This window comes from Formosa haliotis (assembly GCF_001685485.1).
Taxonomy (GTDB): Bacteria; Bacteroidota; Bacteroidia; order Flavobacteriales; family Flavobacteriaceae; genus Formosa; species Formosa haliotis.
This window is the reverse complement of the sequence record NZ_BDEL01000001.1, coordinates 2,669,076-2,681,818: the sequence shown is the minus strand read 5'-3', so window position 1 is coordinate 2,681,818 and position 12,743 is coordinate 2,669,076. Positions and strand designations below refer to the sequence as shown.

Genomic DNA, 12,743 nt, shown 5'->3' with positions numbered 1-12,743 from the left:
AATGCTTTAACTTGATATTAATCTTTAAAACGAAAAGGATTAACTATTTTATTTAGCATTTTCCATGTTGTAACCTGTTTCTAGGCATTTCATTTTTAGACCACAAAAAAAGACCATCTTGTCAGACAGTCTTTTGTATTCTTTTAAAAAATGATATCGCTTTAGTCGTTTAATTTTAAAACGGCCATAAATGCTTGTTGAGGTATTTCTACATTCCCAACTTGACGCATACGTTTTTTACCTTTTTTCTGTTTTTCAAGTAGTTTACGTTTACGAGAAATATCTCCTCCATAACACTTTGCTGTTACGTCTTTACGAAGTGCTTTAATAGTTTCTCTAGATATAATTTTAGCACCAATAGCTGCTTGAATTGGAATATCGAATTGCTGACGCGGAATTAACTCTTTTAATTTTTCGCACATTTTTTTACCAATAGTTTGTGCGTTGTCGGCATGAATTAAAGCTGAAAGCGCGTCGACAGGTTGTGCATTTAATAAAATATCTAAGCGTACTAATTTCGACGTTTTCATGCCTATTGGATGATAATCGAAAGAGGCATACCCTTTAGATACGGTTTTTAAACGATCGTAAAAATCGAATACAATTTCGGCAAGTGGCATTTCGAAGGTTAATTCTACACGTTCTGGTGTTAAATAGGATTGATTAATAATCATTCCTCGTTTTTCGATACACAGCGACATGACGTTTCCAACAAAATCTGATTTTGTAATAATTGTAGCCTTAATATAAGGTTCTTCAACCCTGTTTACGGTAGACGGTTCTGGTAAATCTGACGGGTTATTTACTATAAAAGCATCATTAGGATTTTTATTAGTATACGCATGATATGATACGTTTGGTACCGTGGTAATCACCGTCATATCAAACTCACGTTCTAAACGTTCCTGAATAATTTCCATGTGAAGCATACCTAAGAAACCACAACGAAATCCGAAACCTAAAGCGGCCGAACTTTCTGGTTGAAATACTAGAGACGCATCGTTAAGTTGAAGTTTCTCCATAGAGTTTCTTAACTCTTCGTAATCTTCGGTGTCTACAGGATAAATACCGGCAAATACCATAGGTTTAACATCTTCAAAACCTTCAACGATGTTGGTAGTAGGTTTTTCAAAATCGGTAATGGTATCTCCAACTTTTACTTCTTTAGCGGTTTTAATCCCCGTAATTAAGTATCCAACATCACCCGTTTTTACGCTTTTCTTCGCAATTTGTGTGAGTTTTAAAGTTCCAACTTCGTCGGCGTAATATTCTTTATCTGTCGCGACAAATTTAATTTTTTGTCCCTTTTTAATTTCACCGTTAAAAACTCTAAAATAGGTCTCAATACCTCTAAATGTGTTATAAACCGAGTCGAAAATTAAGGCTTGTAATGGGGCATCTGGATCGCCTTTAGGCGCTGGGATACGTTCTATAACAGCTGCTAAAATATCTTCAACTCCAAAACCTGTTTTTCCGCTGGCATGGATAACATCCGATGGGTCGCAACCTAAAAGTTCAACAATATCATCTGTAACTTCTTCAGGGTTTGCACTTGGCAAATCGACTTTATTTAACACCGGAATAATCTCCAAGTCATTTTCTAAAGCTAAATATAGATTAGAAATGGTTTGTGCCTGTATACTTTGAGCGGCATCTACAATAAGTAGCGCCCCTTCGCAAGCAGCAATAGATCGAGATACCTCGTACGAGAAATCGACGTGGCCAGGAGTGTCAATAAGGTTTAAAACAAATGGCTCACCTTTGTATATATAATCCATTTGGATGGCGTGCGATTTAATGGTAATACCACGTTCGCGCTCCAAATCCATGTTATCTAATAACTGATTTTGTTTTTCACGTTCGGTTACCGAACCTGTAAAATCTAATAAACGATCGGCTAAAGTACTTTTACCGTGATCGATGTGTGCAATAATGCAAAAATTTCTGATGTTCTTCATAAAGAAAACTATACCTTGCTTTAATCTGCAAATATAGTTGATTTACGTGAGCAATTTCACTTTTTAAACAGTAGTTTTTGTAAGTTAAATCTCTCGATCTGTGTGTGGGTTTACCGCAATTGTATTAATTTCAAATATTATATGTTTGTAAATCCTAAGGTCTACTTATGAATATCAAATTATCATGGCTTATTTTTCTATGCACTTTAGTTTGCTTTTCTCAAGAAAAGCAAGTGTCTGGCTATGTTCAAGATATTCAACATCTACCTGTGGCTTATGCTAATATCCTCATAACAAATACAGAAGATGCTTCTAAAATAAAAGGAACAACCTCTAACGAAAACGGCTATTTTACTTTTAATCATTTAGATGCCGGAACTTACCATTTACAAGTTAGTTTTATGGGGTATGCGAGTTATTCTGAAACGATTCAACTACAGGATAATACCAATTTAAAACCTATTGTTTTACAGGAAGCACTAGAAACTTTAGACGCGGTTAATATTACAGCAAAGCGTCCAACCTTAAAAAAACAATCAGATCGGTTAGTTTTTAATATCGAACAGACCTCCTTAACCGAAGGAAGTGTTATGGATGTGCTAAAAAGTACACCAGGTATTTTAATTATGAACGATGAAATTAGTGTTAAAAACAGTTCGAATATTATTTATTTAATAAATGATAAACGGGTGTATTTAACTGGCGAAGATTTACAACAATTGTTATCGGGTACAAATGCCACGTATGTACAATCTGTAGAAGTGATTACAAATCCGCCTGCAAAATACGATGCCGAAGGTGCTGCAGTGATCAATATAAAAATGAGTAAAAATTTAATTACGGGCTATAATGGGAGTGTTTATGCAAATTATACGCAAGGTATTTACCCGAGATTTAATGCTGGCATGAGTCATTTTTATAAGACTGATAAATTAAATGTTTTTGCCAATTATTCGTATGGAGAAAGTAAAGTAAATCGATATAATTCTGGAGCTGTTAATTTTATTGAAAACGATGCTATTGTTGGGCGTTGGGAAGATGAAATAGATAGAAATACCAAATCGAAATCGCATAATGCCATTGCCAATTTAGATTATGCTATAAATGATGCCAATGTGGTATCGTTGTCGGTAAATGCTAACATGACACCATATTGGAAGCGTGAGGCTAATATGAAAACAGAAGCGATAGATTCGTCTTTTACGTCTGTAAATAACACCGACGATACGACTACTAATTTAGCGTTTAATGTAGATTATGTAAATACGTCTGAAACCGGGAATACTTTTTCTGTAAACTTGCATCATACCAATTATGATTACGATAGATATCAGGATATAAATTCAACATATTTTGATAGCAATAATGAATTTACTAGAGAAAATCTGTTTAATTCTACATCGCTTCAACGGACCTTAATTTACTCGGGTCAGGCCGACTATAATATGACGATTGCCGAAGATATTGCTTTGGAAACTGGAGTAAAAATATCGGTTATAGATTCCAATAGCGATGTTGAGCAGTTTTACCAAGAAGATTTTGATTTTGTTGAGGATGATACCAATAGTGGTATTTTCAATTATAATGAAATGAATTATGCGGCTTATGTAAATTTGTCTAAATCTTGGGATACATGGAGTTTGTCGGCAGGATTACGAGGCGAGTATACAGATGCAGAGGGCGATATATCTACCACCAATCAGAAAAATAAATTCGACTATTTTAAATTATTTCCTACTGTAAATATAGGTCACGATTTTAACGAAAATCACAGTTTAGGCTTATCTTATGGAAAGCGAATAGAACGCCCAACGTATGCTTCGTTAAATCCGTTTAAATACTATTTTAACGATTATAGCTATTTACAAGGAAACCCTAATTTACAACCTACAATATCTCACTTAACCACCTTGTCTTATACTTTAAAAGGCACCTATACTTTCGAGTTGTATTATCGTTATGAAAGTGATCCTACATCAGAATTAGTAATTCAAGAAAATAATAGTAACCAGCTTGTATATTTACCTACTAATTTGGAAAAATCGATAGACTATGGTTTCGATTTTATGACGTATAAACCCATAACCGATTTTTGGTCGGTGTATTTTATTAATTCTATTTTTCATGAAACTTCATACTTTAAAGCGATTGAGAGTGGAAATACAACAGAAACTAACGAAACTTGGGCCTTGTATACTAATTTCATGAACTTTTTTACCTTTTTAGAAGACCAAAGTTTGAATGCAGAAATTTCGGTATTATATATGTCTCCTATGATAAATGGTTCTGCAGATATTTCATCGCGAACACAAGTTGATTTAGGTGTTAAAAAAAGTTTTAATAATGGCAAGTGGGTGGCATCCTTAAAAGCAAGCGATATTTTTAGAACCACCGATTTTACAGTAAAAAACAAGTATTTAAATCAGGATAATAAATACTACAGCCGTTTCGACAATCAGTGGATACGTGTTGGGTTACGTTTCAATTTTGGTAATACCAAACTTACTACTAACGAGAAGGAAGAAAAGGAATTAAATGAACGAGATCGATTAACTTCTGAAGGTGCAAATAATTAAAGATCCTATTACTTGATTTAAAAAGGAATTGACTTTAAATTATTTATGTTATTTTTGAGGAACCATTATTCATTTATTTATGTCTTTAAAACTAACTTTTCTATTTTTATTTTGTTCTTATTGTTGTTTAGCCCAAGAAATTAAAATTTCTGGTAAGATTCTAGACGATCATAAATCACCAATTTCTTACGCCAATGTGATTTTAGAAGATAAGGAAGATAAATCAAAAATTTTTGGAACCATAACAGATTCCGAAGGTAATTTTATCGTAGATAATTTAGAAGTTGGAACTTATAATTTAGAGATTGGTTTTGTAGGATACACCGAGTATAACACCGAGTTGTTTATAGATAAAGTGATGTCTTTAAAACCTGTTATTTTAAACGAAATATCTGAGAAAGACTTAAAAGTAATTGAGATTACTATAGATGATAACAAGACTAAAAAATCATCGTAACAGTTTAGTTGTTTTTAGAACATTATCACTACAAACGTATTCATTGTTCTATACGTTACTAAATGGTTTCCTTTTAATCCCTTCAAATACAAAACATTAATCAAATAGTATAAAGTTCTATCAATTTCAGTATTTTTGCACTCTTAAAAAAATAGACTTTGGTTAAAATAGATACTATAGAACTTCCAGATTTTCCGTTGCTGTTAGCTCCAATGGAAGATGTAAGCGATCCGCCATTTCGTGCATTATGTAAAGAACAAGGCGCCGATGTGGTGTATACCGAATTTATTTCTAGTGAAGGTTTAATTCGCGATGCTGCTAAAAGTACCATGAAATTAGATATTTACGAAAAGGAACGTCCTGTAGGGATTCAAATTTTCGGAGCTAATTTAGATAGTATGCTTCAAACGGTAGATATTGTGTCTGAGTCTAAACCCGATATTATCGATATTAATTTTGGATGTCCGGTTAAAAAAGTGGTGTCTAAAGGCGCTGGTGCCGGAATTTTAAAAGATATCGATTTAATGGTAAGTCTTACCGAAGCTATGGTAAAACGTACACATTTACCAATTACTGTAAAAACCCGTTTAGGGTGGGATCATGATTCTATTCGTATTTTAGAAGTTGCCGAACGTTTACAAGATGTAGGTTGTAAGGCTATTTCTATTCATGGGCGTACCCGTGCACAAATGTACAAGGGCGATGCCAATTGGGCGCCAATTGCCGAAGTTAAAAATAACCCTCGCATGCATATTCCTGTTTTTGGTAATGGCGATGTTGATACACCAGAACGCGCCATGAAAATGCGAGATGAGTTTGGTTTAGATGGGTGTATGATTGGTCGTGCAAGTATTGGAAATCCGTGGTTTTTTAAACAGGTAAAACACTTTTTTGAAACCGGAGAACATCTTAGTCCAATTACTATAGAAGAGCGTGTAGATGCTGCTAGGCGTCATCTGCAAATGGCTATCGACTGGAAAGGGGAGATTTTAGGAGTTTTTGAAACCCGACGTCATTATACCAATTACTTTAAAGGCATTCCACATTTTAAAGAGTATCGCCAGAAAATGGTGACTAGTGATGCATCCAAGGATGTTTTTGAGGCTTTTGATTTGGTTTTAAAAGATTTTTCTGATTATCAGTTTTCAGAATAAATAATCTTAAATGGTTTCTATTAAGGATTTTGAAATTCTAACAGAAGCAATTTTTGAAGCGATAACTCCTAATACCGAAATGGTGATTAGCACCACAATAATATTCGGAATGTTTATGGCTACCGGATATGGTAGGCTAGGGGTAATCATAACTAATGAAAATGTTTTTTGAAGTGCGACCACCAAAAGTCCAATTACCAAACCAATAATACCTCCAAAAATAGACATTAAGCTACCTTGATAGAAAAAGATACGTCTAATGTCCTTTACCGAAGCTCCTAGTTTATAAAGTGTGCTTAGGGTTTTCTTCTTGTCTAAAATCATCATGACTATAGAACCTATCACATTAAAAAGAGCAATAATTAATACTAAAGTAAAAATGAGATACACGGCTAAATTTTCGGTATTTAGCATTTTGTAAAGTGTATCATTAAGTTGAATCCGGTTTTTTATTTGGACCTGTTCTCCTAAAATAGATTCCAGTTGTGGTTTTACTGTAGCTTCAGTAACATTCGGGTTTAGCTTAAACTCAATTGCCGATATTTGATCGTCTTTATAGTTTAAAAGCTGTTGTGCCATATTAAAGGCCGTATATACATAAGTCTCGTTTAAATTTTCGTTTACGTCAAACAAACCTACATTAATACAGTGTATGGCATTAAATGCATTTTTTGTTGAGGTAATTTGTCCGGTTCCAGGTTTTGGAACATATATGGTAACAGATTTTCCGTAATCTAAAACACCAAGCGATAAATGATTAGATACGCCCCAACCCGCAACCATTTGGTTGGTGTTTTGAGCTAGCCAACTTCCTTGTACTATCACAGAATCGATAACGTTTACCTGGCTGTATGCCTCATCGACTCCTTTAATAAAGGCAGGGTAGTTTTTACCATCGAAAGCAAGAATAACACGCTCTTCAATAATTTTAGAGTAGGAGGCAACACCCTCTAAAGCATTGAGTTGTTCTAATTGATTATCAGAGAGTACGAACGATTTTCCCGTAGCTGGTATAGCTTTTAAATCGGGATCTATAATGGTTGAAAATTTTAGAGTAAAATCTTTTAAACCAGCAAAACCAGAAAGAACAATAAATAAAGAAGCTGCCCCAAGAATAACCCCAATGGCAGCAATTATAGTTATAAAATTAATTGCATTGTTGCTGCTTTTAGAGCGCAAATACCGTTTGGCAATGTACAGCGGAAAATTCACTTACGATTTTTTATGTTTCCCTAAAAGGTCTGGATTTTTAATAGGATTATCTTTTCCTTTTAAAGATTGCTCAATTTGGTCTATATACTCTAAAGAGTCATCTACAAAGAATTCTAAATTAGGCATACGACGTAATTGGTGTTTAGTACGTTGCGCTAATTCATGGCGAATTAAAGGAGTGTTCGAGCGAATACCTTCTAATAATTCTTTGGCCTTGTTGTTTGGGAAAATACTAAGATAAACTTTAGCAATAGACAAATCTACAGTAACATTTACTTTAGAAACGGATATAAGTATGCCTTGCATTCCACCTTGGGTTGCTGCATTTTGTAATACATCTACTAAATCGCGTTGTAAAACTGAGCCTATTTTTTTCTGTCTGTTACTTTCCATACTGCAAAAATAGTGGATATTTAAAGATAATCTTAGTTTTGGGTATAAAATTTACTTCTTATTGTAAAACTATAAAATAATTAAGAAACAGAGTAGTAGCTCAGGGATACAGATGCTAGCTTAACAAAATAAATAAAGTAATTAAAAAAAGGTTTGCAGAACATTAAAAATAATAGTAATATTGCACTCCAATTTTGAGGTCCTATAGCTCAGTTGGTTAGAGCACCTGACTCATAATCAGGTGGTCCCTGGTTCGAGCCCAGGTGGGACCACTTCAATACTGGCAAGCCTTTCGAGAAATCGAGAGGCTTTTTTGTTTTCGGTGGGTACAACATAGGTACAACAAATTGTAGTCTTTCTTTTCTCCTAAGTTTTTCAAACTTTTTTAATTCTCTCGTTAGAGAACTATTGAAGTTAAATAATTACTTGATAGGTTGTTATGTAAAATCACATCTTTTTTAATTTCTGTATTCTTAGCAAAATCTCTTTTTTATTAATTATTCTCTATAATTATGAGAATAAATATGTTAAAGTTTCATTGTGTTTGATTTGATTATATGTATTCCCTCTAATTTGATTTAGAATTTAAAAAGAAAACTTATGGAAACAGAATCACAAGTTATCGAATTATTAGAATCGATTAGAAACATTCTTACCCACGACAAAAAAGTACTAAATGTCAATGATTTGTCTGTTTATACGGGCTTATCTAAAAGTAAGATTTACAAGCTCACACATTTAAAGCTTATTCCTATGGGGAATAATCCTCACATACGTCAAAAGTTTTTTGATAAGGAAGAAATTGACACTTGGTTGTTAGGTGCCCCTGATATAACAGATGAGTTTTTAGAGGAAAAATTTAATGAAGAACTATTGAAAAATAGAAAATGATTTTTTGATATGGTAAAGGAAGAACAGCAAAGTGTTTATGTCGGAAAAAATTTAATAAAGAAAACTCCAAGAGTTATCGATTTAATAGATCTTGAGAATGACTATTTAAAACATGATAGACACAATCCTAATCCGTTTCCAGTTGACGTATTTCCCAAGCCCTTACAAGAAATTATTTTTGAAGCTCATAACAAATATCAGTTCTGTCTGGATTATTTAGGAGCCGGTATTTTATCTGCAGCTTCAGCAGCAATTGGGAACACATATAAAGTTGAAGTTAAAAAAGGTTGGGAAGAAAAAGCTAATTTATTCACTGTAATTGTTGGCCGACCTGGAGATTCTAAAACACATGCCTTAAATTTTTGTTTTAGACCCATTCATAAACACGAGAACGAAGCATTTAAAACCTATGAAACTGAATTAAACGCATATATTCAAAATGGTTTAGAGCAAGTGGAGAACAGAGAGCATCTTAAAAAACCAATTTTAAAAAAAATATTAATTAGTGATTTTACTCCAGAGGCATTAATAACCTGTCATGCTAATAATAAAAAAGGTATGTATGTGTATGTTGATGAACTTCACGGTTGGATTAAAAATTTTAATCGTTACAATAATTCTGGAGAAGTTGAGACGTATTTAAGTCTTTGGAGCGGAACACAAATATCTACAGATCGTGCATCTGGGAAAAGTTTACGAATTAGCGATCCTTTTATTGGTGTTATAGGCAGTACTCAAATATCGGTGCTTAAAGAATTCGCCAAAGGAGGGAGACATACCAATGGTTTTTTAGATCGATTTTTGTTTGTTTATCCTAGTAAGCAAATAACCCTGAAATGGAATATAAATAAAGTAGATGCCGTTTATATTGATAATTACCACACTATAATTTCAAGTTTATTGGACTTTAAGTGTATTGATGAATTTAAATCTGAAGTCATTCCTATAGAAACAAAGGCCAAAACGTATTTGTTTAATTGGCAGAACAACAGACCAGAAAATTATTTATTCGATTACGAACGTAGCATAGACATTAAATTACAACAATACGTTATTCGGTTTGCTCTTATTTTACAATTGATTCATCATGTTATTGAAGGTTGTACTAATACACAAGTAGAACTTAAAGCGGTTCAAGACAGCATAAAATTATTTGATTATTTCTACCATAATGCTATCCAAGTCAGGCAAGAAACATCTAGAAAGAATTATTACGAATCTTTAACGCAGCTCCAAAAAGATATATTAGAAGAACTTCCAGAAAAGTTCACTACGCTTCAAGGCATACAAATTGCCTGCAAAGAGATAAACGGTAAACCAAGAGTTAGTTCAAGGCAGTTTCAAACCTATCTAAAAGACCAGAAATTATTTAAGAAATACACTAGAGGCCATTATGAAAAAGTTATATAAACTACAATAACTTCATTTACTTCATTAATAGAATCAACGACTTATTATTCAAGGCTTTAGAACTTTCCCCATATGCAGTTTTAATGAAGTTAATGTAAATCAGACTCTTAGTTATTTATTATAGATGAAGTGAAAATGAACCGTTAATGAAACGAAAACGTTTTGGAACCCCACGCTATACATGGTTTGTGAAGTAAATGAAGTTAATGCAATGTTGAGATGTACAAATATACCTTACATAAAAAGTCGATTAAGCACATTTGCCCCAATTGTGGAAAGAAAAGATTTGTGAAATATATAGATAACGACACAGGAGATTATTTGTCTTCAGAGGTTGGAAGATGTGATCGTGAACAAAATTGCGCATACCATTATCCGCCAAAACAATATTTTTCAGATAAGAAAATTGACGCGGTTTCTTATGTAAAAACACCAACTATAAAACCTGAAATTAAGTTCAATATTATACCTAGTTTTCATAATCAGGAAGCAATTTTAAAATCTCAAAATCACTTTGATAAGAATAATTTTGTTCAATTTTTATATTCAAATTTTGAACAACATAAGGTATTTAACATGCTCAAAACATATTGCATTGGAACGGCGCAAAACAACTACTTTGGAACCGTATTTTGGCAGATAGATAATCTCCAGAAAATTCATGCCGGTAAGATTATAAATTATGATAAACAAGGTCATAGAACTAAGTATATCAATTGGGTGCATGCCATTGAATTAAAACAAAAGACTATAAAACACTTTAATTTAAATCAGTGCTTATTTGGATTGCATTTGCTGAATAATTCAAATAAAATAATAGCTATTGTAGAATCTGAAAAAACAGCTTGTATAATGAGTTTAATTTTTGATAAATACCTTTGGATGGCAACTGGCAGCTTAAAGGGATTGAATGCTATAAAGCTTAAACCACTTAAAGAACGGCCTATTATTTTATATCCCGATTTAGGCCGAGAAGGACCAAATGGTTCGCCTTTTACCCAATGGACAAATAAAGCAAAGGAGTTAAGATTATTAGGTTTCGATGTTCAAACATCAGATTTACTGGAAGCCAACGCAACAGCCAATCAAAGATTAAAAGGCCTAGATATAGCCGATTATTTTATAACATCACTGGATTCTAAACCAATTAGAATATTTTCTACACAAGCTGAGTTAGTAAATAAACTTTGTACGAAGAATGAAAGTTTAATAACCCTAATAAATGTCTTTGAGTTATGTGATGAGGACGGAAATAAGATTGAGATAGAAAAGTGATTTCTTGCAGACTGAATAAGGCAGGTTTATAACCCTTCAGCACATTCTCACTGCATTTCGTGAAAAGCTTCATTTCGGAAAAAGCGCTTCATTTTAAAAATCTTGAACACAATGTCAAGGCTTCCGATTTCCATTTCACTTGGCCGCTTATTCCCGAGAAAACTCGGGAAGCGATCAAACTCCATTTCAACCTACAGCATTCACATTAAGTTCGCTTGATTCTCTTCCAGTTTTAGTTTTTTCGACACAGAAAACTTTTCAGTTTTTTAGCTGTTAAATATGAAATAAAACTAGAAATTAATTAAATATAATGTAAAAATGGATTTGAATTATTCTTAATAGAAAAGCTTCTATAGACCGATTAAAAATGAAATCTTAATTTAATTCAAGGTGAAAGATATTAATATTTTGTAAAACTAAATAGAGAAGCAAGAGGGTAACCCGCTGGCGCGGAGTTATATAATCCCAACTTAACACAAAATACTAATAATCAGTTCTTTATATCTTTCGAAAGTAAACATTTAAACAAGAACGGATTTGTTTTTCACGAAAACATGAGCTCAGGCCAATAAGAACGCTAATTAATTCACGGAAAAAGATGGATAAAGATTTAAAAGACGAAAAATTTGCAAGCCTGAGCATTAAAGTATCTGTAGCAAAACAATTTGTGAAATTTAGTAAACACCAGGGAAAATCTCAATCTAAAACACTTCTAAGTATGCTTGAGTTTTTTGAAAACAATAACATTTCGCCAGAAGCAAACTTAGGACCTAGAATACAAACATTAGAAGCTGTAATGAAGAAACGTTTTAATAGTGTTATTGCCATCATAAAGGATATAGAAAAACATCAAACAAAACCAACTGCAGCAATGTTAGAAGCACTTTTTGAACAAGCAATTCCAAAGAAAAAACCTAGAATTATAGAACGAAAATATAGAGATGCTAAAAAAGCAAAGGAAAATAATAAGGAGCTTTAATTAACCAGAATAAGAAGATTAGCTGTGGTAGATTAATTACACTTATAAACGTTTCAAATCAAATTCTTAGTTGCGCCCTATGCTGTTTTTATTTTACGTTTATCTATCTGAACACTATAAAAACAGCACAGAGTCCACGCGCCGTTAAGTTATGGTGATTTGGGGGAAAATGGATTTTAAAGATCTTTTTGGTGAAAATAGACATTGCTATCGGCTCTTTCAAAAATTAACAAAAACCTTATTTACTTGGTATTATAGTATTGGAGAAAGTACCATTGCCGATGCTTTAATAGATCGCAACGTGAACTCATTGCAAAGAATAAACCTTACCCGAGAATCCTTGAGAAAATGAAAACTAAAAGACTATTCCTATTGAATTTAAATATTATTGAATGATCTCTTAAAATGGCACTGTTTGACCGAAGTGCGTTGCATGGT

Annotated in this window: 10 protein-coding genes and 1 tRNA gene; 8 read left to right on the top strand and 3 right to left on the bottom strand. The window is 33.0% G+C overall.

Going from position 1 to position 12,743, the window contains the following annotated elements:
* Positions 1-161: 161 nt before the first annotated feature.
* Positions 162-1,958 (bottom strand): translation elongation factor 4, encoded by a 1,797-nt coding sequence (gene lepA / locus A9D35_RS11075; RefSeq protein ID WP_066222982.1) that lies wholly within the window; start codon positions 1,956-1,958, stop codon positions 162-164.
* A gap of 167 nt (positions 1,959-2,125) precedes the next feature.
* Here lepA and A9D35_RS11070 point away from each other — a divergent pair, with 167 nt between their 5' ends.
* The 3 genes from A9D35_RS11070 (at position 2,126) to dusB (ending at position 6,145) form a co-directional block, all read left to right on the top strand.
* Positions 2,126-4,534, top strand: a complete 2,409-nt coding sequence (locus A9D35_RS11070; RefSeq protein WP_066222980.1) for a TonB-dependent receptor domain-containing protein — start codon at positions 2,126-2,128, stop codon at positions 4,532-4,534.
* Between the two features lie 79 nt (positions 4,535-4,613).
* Positions 4,614-4,991, top strand: a complete 378-nt coding sequence (locus tag A9D35_RS11065) for a carboxypeptidase-like regulatory domain-containing protein (protein ID WP_066222978.1) — start codon at positions 4,614-4,616, stop codon at positions 4,989-4,991.
* A 158-nt stretch (positions 4,992-5,149) separates the two neighbouring features.
* Positions 5,150-6,145: a tRNA dihydrouridine synthase DusB gene (gene dusB / locus A9D35_RS11060; protein WP_066222975.1), complete on the top strand. Its 996-nt coding sequence runs from the start codon at positions 5,150-5,152 to the stop codon at positions 6,143-6,145.
* A gap of 6 nt (positions 6,146-6,151) precedes the next feature.
* On the opposite strand, the gene A9D35_RS11055 is transcribed toward dusB, so the two are convergent.
* Together A9D35_RS11055 and rbfA are read right to left on the bottom strand one after the other, a co-directional pair.
* The gene (locus A9D35_RS11055; protein ID WP_066222973.1) at positions 6,152-7,357 is read right to left on the bottom strand and encodes an ABC transporter permease; all 1,206 of its coding nucleotides are present in this window, start codon (positions 7,355-7,357) and stop codon (positions 6,152-6,154) included.
* Positions 7,358-7,750, bottom strand: coding sequence for a 30S ribosome-binding factor RbfA (gene rbfA / locus A9D35_RS11050; protein WP_066222971.1), 393 nt, complete (start codon positions 7,748-7,750; stop codon positions 7,358-7,360).
* 198 nt (positions 7,751-7,948) lie between these two features.
* Here rbfA and A9D35_RS11045 point away from each other — a divergent pair.
* From A9D35_RS11045 to A9D35_RS11025, 5 genes are all read left to right on the top strand, one after another.
* Positions 7,949-8,022 (top strand) — tRNA-Ile (locus A9D35_RS11045).
* A 328-nt stretch (positions 8,023-8,350) separates the two neighbouring features.
* Entirely contained in the window at positions 8,351-8,641 is a 291-nt protein-coding gene (locus tag A9D35_RS11040; RefSeq protein WP_066222967.1) for a helix-turn-helix transcriptional regulator, read from the top strand.
* Between the two features lie 9 nt (positions 8,642-8,650).
* On the top strand, positions 8,651-10,051 hold the full coding sequence (locus A9D35_RS11035) for a DUF3987 domain-containing protein (RefSeq protein WP_066222964.1): 1,401 nt from the start codon (positions 8,651-8,653) through the stop codon (positions 10,049-10,051).
* Positions 10,052-10,270: 219 nt separating this feature from the next.
* The gene (locus A9D35_RS11030; RefSeq protein ID WP_066222959.1) at positions 10,271-11,326 is read left to right on the top strand and encodes a DUF6371 domain-containing protein; all 1,056 of its coding nucleotides are present in this window, start codon (positions 10,271-10,273) and stop codon (positions 11,324-11,326) included.
* A gap of 598 nt (positions 11,327-11,924) precedes the next feature.
* Positions 11,925-12,305, top strand: coding sequence for a BfmA/BtgA family mobilization protein (locus A9D35_RS11025; RefSeq protein ID WP_066222956.1), 381 nt, complete (start codon positions 11,925-11,927; stop codon positions 12,303-12,305).
* Positions 12,306-12,743: the final 438 nt, after the last annotated feature.